The 14,157-nt window shown below is 37.2% G+C and carries 16 protein-coding genes; 12 read left to right on the forward strand and 4 right to left on the reverse strand.

Features of this window, described 5'->3' with window-relative positions:
* Position 1: 1 nt before the first annotated feature.
* The 3 genes from secG to groL all read left to right on the forward strand — a co-directional run bounded on the left by secG (position 2) and on the right by groL (position 2,518).
* A complete protein-coding gene (secG, locus tag LGQ90_RS13235) occupies positions 2–340 on the forward strand; it encodes a preprotein translocase subunit SecG (protein ID WP_229341683.1) in 339 nt (112 codons plus the stop codon).
* A 152-nt stretch (positions 341–492) separates the two neighbouring features.
* Positions 493–768 carry a co-chaperone GroES gene (locus tag LGQ90_RS13240; protein WP_089665762.1) on the forward strand — a complete coding sequence of 92 codons (276 nt, stop codon included), beginning with the start codon at positions 493–495 and terminating at the stop codon, positions 766–768.
* A gap of 109 nt (positions 769–877) precedes the next feature.
* Positions 878–2,518, forward strand: a complete 1,641-nt coding sequence (gene groL, locus LGQ90_RS13245; protein ID WP_229341684.1) for a chaperonin GroEL — start codon at positions 878–880, stop codon at positions 2,516–2,518.
* 103 nt (positions 2,519–2,621) lie between these two features.
* Here the strand turns inward: groL and LGQ90_RS13250 are convergent, their stop codons facing one another.
* Together LGQ90_RS13250 and LGQ90_RS13255 are read right to left on the reverse strand one after the other, a co-directional pair.
* Complete coding sequence (locus LGQ90_RS13250) at positions 2,622–3,080, reverse strand: SRPBCC domain-containing protein (RefSeq protein ID WP_229341685.1); 459 nt, start codon at positions 3,078–3,080, stop codon at positions 2,622–2,624.
* Positions 3,081–3,165: 85 nt separating this feature from the next.
* Positions 3,166–4,212 (reverse strand): helix-turn-helix domain-containing protein, encoded by a 1,047-nt coding sequence (locus LGQ90_RS13255; RefSeq protein WP_229341686.1) that lies wholly within the window; start codon positions 4,210–4,212, stop codon positions 3,166–3,168.
* Between the two features lie 516 nt (positions 4,213–4,728).
* Between LGQ90_RS13255 and LGQ90_RS13260 the strand changes: the two genes are divergently transcribed.
* From LGQ90_RS13260 to LGQ90_RS13295, 8 genes are read left to right on the forward strand one after another with little or no spacing between them, the layout of a single operon-like run.
* On the forward strand, positions 4,729–5,064 hold the full coding sequence (locus LGQ90_RS13260; protein ID WP_229341688.1) for an arsenosugar biosynthesis-associated peroxidase-like protein: 336 nt from the start codon (positions 4,729–4,731) through the stop codon (positions 5,062–5,064).
* Positions 5,065–5,113: 49 nt separating this feature from the next.
* Entirely contained in the window at positions 5,114–6,169 is a 1,056-nt protein-coding gene (gene arsS / locus LGQ90_RS13265) for an arsenosugar biosynthesis radical SAM (seleno)protein ArsS (RefSeq protein ID WP_229341689.1), read from the forward strand.
* An 11-nt stretch (positions 6,170–6,180) separates the two neighbouring features.
* Positions 6,181–6,669: a rhodanese-like domain-containing protein gene (locus LGQ90_RS13270; RefSeq protein ID WP_229341691.1), complete on the forward strand. Its 489-nt coding sequence runs from the start codon at positions 6,181–6,183 to the stop codon at positions 6,667–6,669.
* Positions 6,670–7,287 carry a TIGR04282 family arsenosugar biosynthesis glycosyltransferase gene (locus LGQ90_RS13275; RefSeq protein WP_229341692.1) on the forward strand — a complete coding sequence of 206 codons (618 nt, stop codon included), beginning with the start codon at positions 6,670–6,672 and terminating at the stop codon, positions 7,285–7,287.
* A complete protein-coding gene (locus tag LGQ90_RS13280; protein WP_229341693.1) occupies positions 7,284–8,096 on the forward strand; it encodes a purine-nucleoside phosphorylase in 813 nt (270 codons plus the stop codon). Before LGQ90_RS13275 ends, LGQ90_RS13280 begins: the two co-directional genes overlap by 4 nt.
* Before the next feature lies 1 nt (position 8,097).
* Positions 8,098–9,066 carry an arsenosugar biosynthesis arsenite methyltransferase ArsM gene (gene arsM / locus LGQ90_RS13285; protein ID WP_229341694.1) on the forward strand — a complete coding sequence of 323 codons (969 nt, stop codon included), beginning with the start codon at positions 8,098–8,100 and terminating at the stop codon, positions 9,064–9,066.
* Between the two features lie 19 nt (positions 9,067–9,085).
* Complete coding sequence (locus LGQ90_RS13290; protein ID WP_229341695.1) at positions 9,086–9,877, forward strand: DUF547 domain-containing protein; 792 nt, start codon at positions 9,086–9,088, stop codon at positions 9,875–9,877.
* 6 nt (positions 9,878–9,883) lie between these two features.
* Positions 9,884–10,570 (forward strand): TIGR04283 family arsenosugar biosynthesis glycosyltransferase, encoded by a 687-nt coding sequence (locus tag LGQ90_RS13295; RefSeq protein WP_229341696.1) that lies wholly within the window; start codon positions 9,884–9,886, stop codon positions 10,568–10,570.
* On the opposite strand, the gene LGQ90_RS13300 is transcribed toward LGQ90_RS13295, so the two are convergent.
* Entirely contained in the window at positions 10,560–11,585 is a 1,026-nt protein-coding gene (locus LGQ90_RS13300; RefSeq protein WP_229341698.1) for a glycoside hydrolase family 113, read from the reverse strand. The two genes, LGQ90_RS13295 and LGQ90_RS13300, sit on opposite strands and share 11 nt — an antisense overlap.
* 103 nt (positions 11,586–11,688) lie before the next feature.
* A complete protein-coding gene (locus tag LGQ90_RS13305) occupies positions 11,689–12,618 on the reverse strand; it encodes a sterol desaturase family protein (RefSeq protein ID WP_229341700.1) in 930 nt (309 codons plus the stop codon).
* 252 nt (positions 12,619–12,870) lie between these two features.
* On the opposite strand from LGQ90_RS13305, the gene LGQ90_RS13310 reads away from it, so the two are divergent.
* Positions 12,871–14,157, forward strand: coding sequence for an NAD(P)/FAD-dependent oxidoreductase (locus tag LGQ90_RS13310; protein ID WP_229341702.1), 1,287 nt, complete (start codon positions 12,871–12,873; stop codon positions 14,155–14,157).

The raw sequence follows: 14,157 nt of genomic DNA on the forward strand, positions 1-14,157 counted from the left end.
AATGAGCACATTCACTATTTTTTTAGCTTTAATAATTATCGTGGCATTTTTGCTGGTAGTTGTGATAATGGTACAGAATCCTAAAGGAGGAGGGCTTTCTTCATCTTTTGGTGGCGGAGGTCAGCAAATGGGAGGAGTAAAGAAAACTACAGATTTTCTGGATAAAAGTACATGGACCTTGGCAACCTTATTATTGGTGCTAATTCTGCTTTCTAACGTAACTATTATGGATGCTCCGGCAGATGCTGGAACCAGGGTTTTTGAAAGTGATGAGCCAATAAGTACTCCTGCTACTCAAACTCCAATGCAGCAAACAGAGGAAACTGACAGCGCGCAGTAAAATTCACAAAATATTATATTTTAAAAATGCCAGCTTATGACAAGCTGGCATTTTTTATGGGGTATTGGCAGAAATAAACTACTGGCATAATTTTAGAAATATCCCTTGCAACTTTGAAAAATTAATTAACCTATAATAAAATTTCGAAAAAAATGGGACTAAACGTTAAACCGCTTTCAGATAGGGTTGTTATTGAACCTGTAGCTGCAGAAAATAAAACTGCATCTGGTATTATCATTCCTGAGACTGCTAAAGAAAAACCTCAAAAAGGGAAAGTAGTAGCTGTTGGAAAGGGAACCAAAGATCACGAAATGACCGTTAAAGAAGGTGATATGGTGCTTTATGGTAAATATGCCGGAACAGAGCTTAAGCTTGAAGGTACAGATTACCTGATTATGCGGGAAGATGATATACTTGCAATAGTATAAGTTTCACTTCAATAGACTTGCCTTGCGTCTGTAAGGTATCAATTCACTAAAAAATTAATTAACCATATTTTTCAGAATTCGAATATTCTGAAAATTAAAATTTATAAAAATGGCAAAAGATATAAAATTTGACATCCAGGCCCGTAACGGGATTAAACGTGGAGTAGATGCATTGGCCAATGCTGTAAAGGTAACTTTAGGACCTAAAGGTCGTAACGTGATCATAAGCAAATCATTTGGTGCCCCAACGGTAACTAAAGATGGTGTTACTGTAGCAAAAGAGATCGAACTTGAGGATCCTCTAGAAAATATGGGAGCTCAGATGGTTAAAGAAGTTGCTTCTAAAACCAATGATCTTGCAGGAGATGGTACAACCACTGCTACTGTTCTTGCCCAGGCAATCGTAAAAGAAGGTCTAAAGAACGTTGCTGCAGGTGCTAACCCAATGGACCTTAAAAGAGGAATCGACAAAGCTGTAGAAGCTCTAACGAAAGACCTTGCTAAGCAAACTAAAGAAGTTGGAGACTCTTCAGAAAAAATAAAGCAGGTTGCAGCTATTTCTGCCAATAACGATGATATGATTGGTGATCTAATCGCCCAGGCATTCGGAAAAGTTGGTAAAGAAGGTGTGATCACTGTTGAAGAAGCTAAAGGTACTGAAACTCACGTAGACGTGGTTGAAGGTATGCAGTTTGACAGAGGTTTTCTTTCTCCTTACTTCGTAACGAATTCAGAGAAAATGACTGCCGATCTTGAAGATCCTTATATCCTTCTTTTTGATAAGAAGATCTCTTCAATGAAAGATCTGCTTCCGGTACTTGAGCCAGTTGCTCAGTCTGGAAAACCATTATTGATCATTGCAGAAGATGTTGACGGGGAAGCGCTTGCTACTTTGGTAGTAAACAAACTTCGTGGATCACTTAAGATCGCAGCTGTAAAAGCTCCAGGTTTTGGTGACCGTAGAAAAGCAATGTTAGAAGATATCGCAATTCTTACCGGAGGTACGGTTATTTCTGAAGAAAGAGGATTCTCTCTTGAGAACGCGACTATAGATATGTTAGGTACTGCTGAGAAAGTAGCAATCGATAAGGATAATACTACGATTGTGAATGGTGCAGGAGATGATAAAGCGATCAAAGAACGTGTGAACCAGATAAAAGCTCAGGTTGAGTCTACTACTTCAGATTACGATAGAGAGAAGCTTCAGGAGCGTCTTGCTAAACTAGCAGGGGGTGTTGCCGTACTTTACGTAGGTGCAGCTTCAGAAGTTGAAATGAAAGAAAAGAAAGATCGTGTTGATGATGCACTTCATGCAACCAGAGCGGCTGTAGAAGAAGGAATCGTTGCCGGTGGTGGTGTTGCTTTAGTAAGAGCCCAGGCTGTTCTAAGCAAGATTAAAACTGAAAATGCTGATGAAGCTACAGGAGTTCAGATCGTTTCAAGAGCTATCGAATCTCCATTAAGAACAATTGTAGAGAATGCAGGTGGTGAAGGATCTGTAGTGATCAACAAAGTTCTTGAAGGTAAGAAAGACTTTGGTTATGATGCGAAGACAGATACTTACGTAGATATGATGAAAGCAGGGATTATAGATCCTAAGAAAGTAACCAGAGTAGCACTTGAAAATGCTGCATCTGTTGCCGGGATGATCCTAACTACCGAGTGTGCATTAATCGACCTGCCAGAAGATAATTCTGGTGGAGGTGGAATGCCACAAGGAATGGGCGGAGGTATGCCTGGAATGATGTAATATAGAAGTTAGACGTTGAATTTTAGTCGTCAGACCTTTTAATAAGAAACCCGCTTCAGTTAATTGAAGCGGGTTTTCTATTTCTAATTTTTTTTTTTGAAGATCAGTTATTTCTCATAAAATCAAAAGCGCCTTTTCGGAGATTAATATCATATTCAAGATAAGCTTTTAAGCAAGCCAGGAAATTTGCCCAGCCCTCGGTGTTTCTCTTTAACCAGATGATGCCCTCCTCACTGTCCTTCATTTTTCCTTCTGAAACTCTAACTAACGTTGTGTTTTCTGGTCTCCCTTCCAGCCTTATATTTACTTCCAGTGATATTCCTTTACTGCCTTCCCATTCAAAAATGATTAATTCTGGAGATTTTAGCCTGATAATCTTTACCTTAATTATCATATCTGGAAATTCGGGAAAAGTCCATTCCACAGACTTTCCTTCCTGCATTCTCTCACTTCCCTGAGCGATGAAATATTTAGACATTTTAGCAGGATCTACTATGGCTTCATAAACCTCTGTTATAGGTTTAGAGATCTGTAGAGAAGTGGTTATTTCTAATTCTTGCATAATTTCTTATTCCGATCTTGTATTTTAAATATCGGAAATTTTAATGAGTTTCGAAATTATGGATTTTCTGAAGAAAATTTGACGCTTAATCCTGCTCTTCTTCTACTTCCTCGTTTTGTAAGCTTTTTTTGGACTTAAGAAAGTATTTGGGGCTTACACCGTATTTCTCCTTAAAGATCTTCGAGAAATAACTTCTATTATTAAGACCGATAGAAGTTACAATTTCTGAAATATTCTTTTCCGAAAGTTTGAGCATATCTTTTGCAGCTTCCAGCTTAACATGCTGCATATATTTATTTACAGTAAGATTATAAACATATTTGAAACCTTCCTGAAGCTTATTAACATTGGTTCCCGCCTCTTTGGCCAGTGTTTCTACGGTAAGGTTAGTACTAAGATCTCCCTGAATTCTTTTGGCTACATAATCTACCTTTTCAATATCAGACTTTCTTAAGATCTGCGGTAGATTTTCCCCATTTTCATCATCCTCATACTGTGCGATCTGGATCACCAGCATTTCAAATGCTTTACCTTCGAGGAAAAGATTACGAAGAAAACCGGTGTAATCTTTTGTATTAATGTCTTCCATAAGATCTGCAGCCTTTATACTGTAATTCCCCTGATAGAAGAATTGCTTTTTCGAGACGGCATCTTTAAAGAGTTCCTTTAAAGTTGGATCAAGATCTTTAAAATCATAGTTAGATCTATGTGCAAAATTTGATCTGATTATCTCCAGGCTGGAAACGTGGGTGGGGACATCTTCTTTGAAATGTAGAATATGCCCGTCATATCCATTGCTGCTTACTACTATATTCTGGTAGGTGTCAATATTATGGATCTTCTCTTTATTTTGAAAACAATGGCCTACGCTCCCTTCCGAACAAAAAATAAATTTAAGTGGATGCACAGTATTAAGTGAAAAATGTATCTCTACATCCTGAAAGAATTTACAATTATAACTGACATATCCCATGCCGGAATCAAAACTAATCCCTCTTATATAACCTTCTCCAATTTCTGCCGGGATCTCTACAGTAAGTTCACCACTATTATTTTTCAGCTCAGTATTTAAGGAATTGGAAATGTCACCTAAGATTTCATTAACCGGTAATGTTTTTACATCAATTCTCATTTGTGAATTTTGAACAATTAAAAATCGCTTAAAGTTAAGTGATTTTTAACAAATATTTTTAAAATAATTGGCACGCAAAATTAGCATTTGTATGAAAAATTTAAGGATCTTTTTTGAACTTATCATTCTTTAAGGTAATTCTAGTGGGAAAAACGTTAGGCAGAGGCTCAGAATTTCCTCTTTCAAAGAGATTTGAAGTTTTTTGCGGTGTTCAAAATATTTGTTAAAACTTTTTATAGCAAAATTTATGGCTGTAATTTCAGTAAAAACAATATTATGAGTGCAGATAAAGATAGATCATCGCCGGTTCCTACTGACCATAAAAAATCTGAACAAGGCGTAAATCAGTCCACAGAGACAAGAACTAAAAACTCGAGTTCGAAATTATGGGTTGTTATACTACTTGCTATCGTTTTTTTGCTTATTATTCTCGCCGTTACCGGTGTAGTAGATCTTTAAAAACTACAGGCCGGAAAATTTCGTAAATAGTATAAACCAGCATTTAAATTATTCAGAATGTCAAAAAATTATTATGATCCGGCCGACTTAAGAAAATTTGGCGAAATAACAGAATGGAGTGAAGATCTAGGAAACAAATTCTTTGATTATTACGGAAAGGTCTTTGAAGAAGGTGCGCTTTCTGCCAGGGAGAAATCTCTTATTGCCCTTGCTGTTGCTCATGTGGTTAAATGTCCGTATTGCATAGATGCTTATACTAAAGATGGTTTGCAAAGAGGAATAACTAAAGAGGAGATGATGGAAGCTGTTCATGCCGGAGCCGCCATAGAAAGTGGAGCTACTTTAGTTCACGGCGTTCAAATGATGAATAAATACAAAAAGCTTAGCATGTAAGTAATGTCAGATAATCTGAACTAAACTTAATAAGCAAGAAATACTCTTTATGTTAACTAAGTCCCTAAAAGCAAGAAAGGATGACCTTTCAAGCCCTGCAAATCAATTAAAATTTTTAAGTAACGGAATCTTTAAAGAAGGTGAACTTCCTCGCTTTAAAGATAAAATTGCTGAAACGGGAAAATTTCCCCTTAAGCCCAATAAATTAGAAATTCTCCAGTTAAACCTTGGTTATATGTGTAACCAGGTTTGCTCCCACTGTCATGTAGATGCAGGCCCAGATAGAAAAGAGATCATGACTAAAGAGACCATGCAACAATGTCTCGAGGTTATTAAAACTACAGGGGCACATACGTTAGACCTTACCGGTGGAGCACCGGAGATGAATCCTAATTTCAGGTGGTTCGTAGAAGAAGCTTCAAAAGCGGGTATTAAAGATTTTATTGTAAGATCGAACCTGACCATTATTCTTGCGAATAAAAAGTATCACGACCTTCCGGAATTTTTCAAAAAGCATAATGTTCATATAGCTTCTTCTCTTCCATTTTATAAAAGAGAAAAAACAGATAAACAGCGTGGAAGCGGAGTTTTTGATAAATCTATCAAAGCTTTACAGATGCTGAATGCAGTTGGTTATGCCCAGGAAGGAACAGGTCTCAAGTTAGATTTAGTTTATAATCCTTCAGGTGCTTTTCTTCCAACAGATCAGGCAGCTATGGAACATGATTTTAAAGTTGCTTTGAAAGAGGATTTCGATATAGATTTTAATAATCTTTTCGCTATTACCAATTTACCTATAAGCCGTTTTCTGGAATATTTAATAGCCTCAGAAAACTACGAGGATTATATGTACGCTTTAGTTGAAGCATACAATCCAGCTGCTTTAGATAACGTAATGTGTACCAATACTATTTCGATTAGCTGGGACGGCTGGTTATATGATTGCGATTTCAATCAAATGCTTGAACTGAAAGTAGACAGTAAAGTGCAACATATTAGTGAGTATAACGAAGATCTGCTAAACGATAGAAATATTATAATTTCCCAGCATTGCTATGGCTGTACCGCCGGTGCCGGGAGCAGTTGCCAGGGAACGGTCACATAATTACTATATTTTTGAAAAAGCACTTTCTTATATTATTGATCTTTTGCGGGTATTTAAATGCGCAGGAATCAATGAATTCTCTTCTTAATAAATATAATTCGGGCGATGTTCCTTATATATCAGTTCAGGAATTGAGAATGCACCAGTTAGATGAGGAAGTAGTTATTCTTGATTCCCGTAATAGTGAGGAGTTTCAGGTAAGCCACCTTAAAAACTCGGTTTTTGTAGGCTATGATAATTTTGATATTTCCAGTTTAAAATCTATACGAAAAGATCAGAAAATAGTGGTTTACTGTTCCGTTGGAATTCGGTCTGAAAATATTGCAGATAAAATCATTACTGCTGGATTTACTAATGTTCAGAATCTTTATGGGGGTATTTTCAAATGGAAAAATGAAGGTTTTCCTGTGGTAGATTTAAAAGGAATAGAGACCGAAAAAGTTCATGTTTTCTCAAAACACTGGGCGAAGTATCTTAATAAAGGCGAAAAAATATATTAAGTGACTGAAAAAAATAAAGAAAATTTACTTCTCATATTTACGAAAAATCCGGTTGCCGGAAAAGTAAAGACCAGGTTGGCCAAAGACCTGGGAAATGAGAAGGCCTTGGAGATCTACAAGTTTTTATTAGATCATACTGCAAAATTTACTTCTTCCGTAAATGCTACAAAGCAGGTTTATTATTCAGATTTCATTAATAAGGAGGATATTTGGGATAATCAGGTGTATGATAAAAGAAAGCAGTTTGGTGCCGATCTTGGTGAACGAATGCACAATGCTTTTGAAAACGGGTTTGACGAAGGTTTCGAGAAGGTCATCATCATAGGTAGCGATATGTTTGATATCGATTCTCAGGATATTGAGAAGGCTTTTAGCGAATTAGAAAATCATGAAGTTGTTGTTGGACCTGCTGAAGATGGAGGATATTATCTATTCGGAATGAAAGCCTTAAATTCGGACGTATTTAAAAATAAAGAATGGGGAACTTCCAGTGTTTTGAAAGATACGTTGAAAGATCTTAAAAAAGAAGACGTTAAACTTCTGGAAACCCGGAACGATGTAGATTTGCTGGAGGATATAAAAGATCATCCTGCATTTCAAAAATTTATTAATATATGACAGATAAAGTTAGTGAAGCTGTAGCCTATCTTAAATCTAAAGGCTTTGGAGCACCGGAAGTAGGAATTATTCTGGGCACCGGTTTAGGAAAACTGATTGATGAGGTGGAGATAGAAATTGAAGCCAGCTATAATCATATTCCTAATTTCCCCACTGCGACAGTAGAATTCCATAAAGGGAAATTGATCTTCGGAACCCTCGAAGGAAAAAAAGTAATGATCATGCAGGGCAGGTTTCACCTTTATGAAGGCTATAGCCTATTTGACATTACTTTTCCAGTAAGGGTGATGAAACGACTTGGGATGAAACGCCTGTTAGTTTCTAATGCCTCTGGTGCTGTAAATCTTGATTTCAAAGAAGGAGAATTGATGTTGATCGATGACCATATTAATTTGCAAGGCGGCTCACCTTTGGCTTTTCACGGAGTAGAAAAATTAGGAGAACGCTTTGTAGATATGAGCGAACCTTATGATTCTGGAATGAATAAAATATTTGAAGAGGCCGCAAGGACGAATAATATTACTCTTCATAAAGGTGTATATGCCTCAGTACTCGGTCCGCAACTGGAAACCAGGGCTGAATACAGATATTTAAAACTTATCGGTGCAGATGCCGTGGGAATGAGCACAGTTCCCGAAGTGATTGTTGCTAATCATTTGGAAATTCCGGTGTCAGCAATTTCAGTGATCACAGATCAGGGTGATCCGGACAATCTTGAAAAGGTGAGTATTGAGAATATTCTTGCCAATGCGGCAAAAGCCGAACCCGACATGGTGAAATTATTTAAAGAATTACTTCAGAAGATATAATATGAGTTATTTAGAAACTACTAAAGATGTATATAGAGACGCGGCATTGACTCCAGATGTGGGACTTTGTTGTACCACCAATCCTATTTGGGAATTACCAGGTTTGAAAATTCCAAAGATCATGCAGGAAATGAACTATGGTTGTGGAACAACTGTTCATGCAAGAGATCTTACGAACGATCCCAGAATTCTTTATGTAGGTGTAGGAGGAGGAATGGAATTACTTCAATTCGCCTATTTCTCAAGACAAAAATCTGGTGTGGTAGGGATAGATGTAGTGGACGAAATGCTGGAAGCATCGAGGAAAAATTTCAAAGTTGCGGAAGAAATGAATCCATGGTTTAAATCTGAATTTGTTGATCTTAAAAATGGAGATGCTACAGATCTTCCTGTGGAAGACAATTCTATTGATGTTGCTGCACAAAACTGTCTTTTCAATATTTTCAAAACAGAGGAATTAACTAAAGCTCTAAGGGAAATGTACAGGGTTTTAAAACCTCATGGAAAACTTGTAATGAGTGATCCTACCTGTGAGCAGGAAATGAATGATGAATTGAGAAATGATGAAAGGTTGCGTGCACTTTGTCTTAGCGGAAGTCTTTCTATTAAAGATTATGTAAAAGCATTAACTGACGCAGGCTTTGGAACCATAGAAATAAGAGCCAGAAAACCTTACAGAATCCTGGATCCAAAAAACTATCCTACCGAAGAACTCGTATATATAGAATCTATTGAAGTTGCGGCCATTAAAGATCCTATGCCGGAAGATGGTCCATGTGTTTTTACAGGAAAAGCAGCCATATATTATGGCGATGGCGATCATTTTGATGATAAGAAAGGTCACGTTTTAATGAAAAACCAGCCTCTGGCGATCTGTGATAAAACAGCGAATGCTCTGGCTTCTTTAGGTAGAGATGATATATTTATTAGCGAGTCTACCTTCCATTATGATGGTGGAGGCTGCTGCTAAAGTTTAAAAAATCCAAACTATGAAAAAGTTCATTTTAAGTTTTGCAATAATATTTTCAGGAGCCTGTATGTTTGCTTCCTGTAATCTAATTTCCAGTGCTGGTCTTAATAGTAAAGGATTACCAACTCCTGATGCTTCTGCAGAAACTTCGTCAGACTCAGATCAAATGCTAGATCACAGTATCTGGAATTCCTTGCTAAAAAAGCATGTGAGTGAAAGTGGGATGGTAGATTATAAAGGGTTCAAAAGTGATCGCACAGAGCTGGACAAATATTTAAAAATGTTGTCTTCACAGGAACCTACAGAGGATTGGGGAACTAACGAACTCCTTGCTTATTATATCAATCTTTATAATGCCTATACGGTAGATCTTATTTTAAGAAATTACCCGGTAAAAAGTATCAAAGATATTGATGGTCCCTGGACCACTGAATTTGTAAAAGTTGGAGATACTGAAATTTCTCTAGGAGGAATTGAGAACAGCATCCTCAGAAAAATGAACGAACCAAGAATTCATTTTGCGATTAATTGTGCGTCAATATCCTGCCCTAAACTCTTGAATGAAGCATATACCTCCGGTATAATTGAAGAACAATTAGAAAGGGTAACCAAAGAATTCGTCAATTCAGATAAGAACGAGATATCTGCAAATTCTGCGAAACTTTCTTCGATATTCGACTGGTATAAGAAAGATTTCAAGGAAAATGGGACGGTTATAGATTATATAAATCAGTATTCTAGTACAAAGATAAATTCCGGAGCTTCGATCTCCTATAAGGATTACGATTGGAATTTAAATGAGAGCAAGTAATCTTTTATGATTAGCATTATTATTCCGGCATATAATGAGGAGAAACAGCTTCCGGTGCTTTTAAAGCATCTGGAAGTATCTTCTTCCGGCGATATTTCCGAAATAATAATAGTAGATGGTGGAAGCACGGATAATACATCAAAAATTGCTAAAGATCATCCCAAAGTATTTTATGTACCTTCTGAAAAAGGACGTGCTGTTCAGATGAATACTGGCGCCAGATTAGCTAAAACAGAGATTCTCTATTTTTTACATGCCGATAGTTTTCCTCCCAAAAACTTTGATGCTCTTATTATTGACAAAGTCAACAATGGTGATAAAGCCGGATGTTTTCAAATGAAATTTGATAAAGATCACTGGTGGCTCAATCTAATGGGGTTTTTTACAAAGATCAACCATATTTCCTGTCGTGGTGGAGACCAGTCTTTATTTGTAACCAAAGAACTTTTTAATGAACTTGGCGGCTTTGATGAATCTTATCAGGTTTATGAAGACAACGAGTTTATAAAAAGAATTTATGAAAGTGGGAATTTCACGGTGATAAAAAGCTGGATCACAACTTCAGCGCGACTCTACGAGAAAATGGGAATCTGGAATACACAATTGCTTTTTGCTGAAATTTACTGGAAGCGCAGGCTTGGAGCTTCTGCCGATGAACTCTACAACCACTACTACAAGAGGATCAGTTCCTGAATTTTCGGTAATATTCCTTTATCATATTCTCTGCAGGTTTATTCTGCGGGGTGAAACGATCATTTTCCAATCCACCTGATCCTTCGTGTTGATCCCATTTCCAAAGATATCCACCGGCAAACCAGTTATTCGTCCAGAATTCTTCATATAAAATTTTAAGCGCTCTGGCTTGTAGATTATGGTTTGGTTCTGAAATATCTCTATTTGAATTCCAGGGTTCTTTTAATGCGTGATCCATGCTTCTATACCCATATTCAGTAAAAAGTATAGGTTTGTCATATTCTGAAGATAGGTCTTCCAGCATTGATTTATGTTTTTGCCAACCTTCAACAATCTCGTCTTCCGAAGGAGATACTTGATCACTTAATGGGAAATAGGCATCAACACCAATAAAATCGATTTTATCCCAAATATCTACCTGATCAACTTTATCCCAGTTTTCAGCATACACAAGTTTCCCTTTGTAAATTTTTCTAATATCGCTGATCAATAAATTCCAGAATTCCGGTCTCTCTTTAACAAAATTGTAGAGTTCGGTACCAATACATAAGATCTCCAAATGATGTTTCTCTGATAACTCCGCATATAACATCAAATACTTTCTATAAGAAGTCTCAAATTTTTCCCATTCAGCTTCAGAAGAAAATTTAAGGTCGCCGGTAAAATCCCCGTTTCTCAGCCAAATATGGGGCTTCATCATAATTCTTAAATTCTGACTTTTTAAGTGCATGATCGTATGCTCAATCCCTTCAAGCCTTTCTCCAAACCATTGCCTTTCGATATTATAGATAAGTTCTGGATCTGATTTTTCTCGCATAAAAGCATACGGCATAAGGGCAACGGAATTGGCATTTACTTCTACAATCTTGCTAACCTGATCTTCAGTAATGCTATCGCGTGAGGCCACAAGGCTGATTCCATTTAATTTAAAATTTTCAGAGTTTGCGGCACAGGAATTCAGCAGGAAGAAGCTGAACATTATTAAGCATCCCTTATAAATTTGAATAAGCGTCATACTTTTTTCCGAAATTATCAGGTTGAAACAGTTTACCGGGCCTACCGATTATAAAATATTGAAGATAGGTTTTAGTTCAGAAATGTCTAGGAAAAAATGAAGCCTACTTTGATTTCTGATTTTTCAAAAGGCGACGTTGCTGCTGCTTCACCGTTAATGTACTGCCATCTGGACTCCAGCCAGGGGGTCCGAATACATACATGAACTTCTCTTTGAAACCCTTGGCATTCTTTACATCCCTCCAGATATCTTTAAATTCATGGGTAAGAATGATCACCGGGTTATAGGAATTGGGAGAATGAGTAACGCCATACTTAGTTTCGATCTTAGTATCGAGCTCTTTCCAGGTGCCAAATAATCTATCGAAAATATTAAGAAAACCTCCATGGTTTTTATCCAGATATTCCACGTTCCGGGAATGATGAACCTGGTGCATCGTATGTGTATTCAGAAATTTCTCCAGAAAACCAAGTTTAGGAATATACTGAGAATGCAGCTGGAATTGCCATAGGGATTCTATAGCCAGGCAAACCAGGATCATTTCAACCGGAAAACCTACTGCCGGTAACCAGATGTAAAAAAAGGGTTTGTAGAAATGGGTGAACAATCCGTTTCTGATACCCGTTCCTAAATTAAAGTTATCTGAAGAGTGATGCACAATATAGGCTGCCCAAAAAAGCCTTATTTCATGGTTGGCTCTATGGTACCAGTAGTAAGCAAAATCGTCTCCCAGCATGCATAAAGCCCAGGCATACCATTCATATCCAAAAGATTTATACCCTAAAATATTAATATGTTCTCCATTAATAACCGGGTTGAAGATGGAATAAACCCCCTCAAATAATAATATCATGAAAACCACCTTAAGCAAAGGGGATAAAATTGCCGTAGCTATTCCCATAGATCCGCTGGCCATGAAATCTTTCCAGGCATATAAATCATTATGTTTGTTATGTTGGCTATAAGAAAACTCCAGTAATATTAATGCTATAAAGCAAGGAACTCCATAAACCAGGGGATCTGCAAAATCCATATAATTATTGATTTTTTTAAATTCTATTCTGACTATTGAAATATTCTTATTTTACAATTATTGAAAAGTAAAATTTCGGATCACAAGGGATATAAAATAAGTTAAATTTAAGGACTGATCGAATCATTCTTTGGTTATTTCCCCGGAAATTTTGAGAAACCAATTTAATCCGGGCTTATCTTGCTATTCCTTATTTTTTCTGCTTAATTTACTGAACCACTATCTGGACTTCTGCCGGGTTATTGAAAATTAATGGAGCATATTGTAATTATTGGAAACGGAATTTCTGGGATCACTGCGGCAAGGCATATTCGGAAATGTTCCGATCACAGGATCACCGTAATTTCAGGGGAATCAGATTACTTTTTTTCCCGTACAGCCTTGATGTATGTTTATATGGGTCATATGAAGTGGGATCATTTAAAACCATATGAAGACTGGTTCTGGGAGAAGAATAGAATTGAGCTGAAGAAAGCCTGGGTAGAAAAGATCAATTTCGAGAAAAAGGAATTGATATTTTCTTTGGGTGAGCCCTTGAAATACGATAAGCTGGTGATCGCAACTGGCTCTGTTTATAACAAATTTGGATGGGAAGGGCAGGATCTGAAAGGAGTCCAGGGCTTAGTTACAAAACAGGACCTTATTGAACTTGAAGAAAATACCGCACATACTAAAAAAGCGGTCATTGTGGGTGGTGGACTTATTGGCGTTGAGATGGCAGAAATGCTCAGAACACGAAAAATAGAAGTCACCTTCCTGGTAAGGGAGCAAGCGTTTTGGAATAATATTCTGCCGCTGCCGGAAGCTAAAATGATCTCTAAACATATTCGATCTCACGGAGTAGACCTGAGGCATAATGTGGAGCCGGATAAGATTCTTTCAGACGAAAATGGAAGAGTTAAAGCAGTAACCACAAAAGATGGAGAAGAGATAGAATGTCAATTAGTAGGCCTCTGCGCCGGGGTAAAACCGAATATAGATTTCCTTAAAGATTCAAACCTTGAGACTGATCGGGGAATTTTAGTGAACGAATATCTGGAAACCAATATCCCTGATGTTTATTCCATTGGAGATTGCGCCCAGCAAAGAACAGCCGTTGGTTTAAGAAATCCTGTGGAAGCCGTGTGGTATACCGGCAGGATCATGGGGGAAACACTGGCTCAAACACTTACCGGAACTCGAACGGCCTATCAACCCGGAAACTGGTTTAACTCCGCAAAATTCTTTGATATAGAATATCAAACTTATGGCTGGGTGTGGCCAGTACCAAAAGCTAAAGAGCAGCATTTTCACTGGCAACATGAGTCCGGATTAAAAGCTATAACTATTTCCTATAACTCTGAAAGCAGAGAGTTTTTAGGGATCAATACTTTCGGGATAAGAATGAGACAGGAAATATTTGACCTTTGGCTAAATGAAAATCGTAAAATAGATCATGTTCTTGCCAACCTGAAATTGGCGAATTTCGATCCGGAATTTTATGATCGTCACGAAAAAGAGATCTTTAAAAGTTTTAAAAATAACCTACAGGAAGCATAA

The organism is Christiangramia sediminis (assembly GCF_020552705.1).
GTDB classification, from domain to species: domain Bacteria; phylum Bacteroidota; class Bacteroidia; order Flavobacteriales; family Flavobacteriaceae; genus Christiangramia; species Christiangramia sediminis.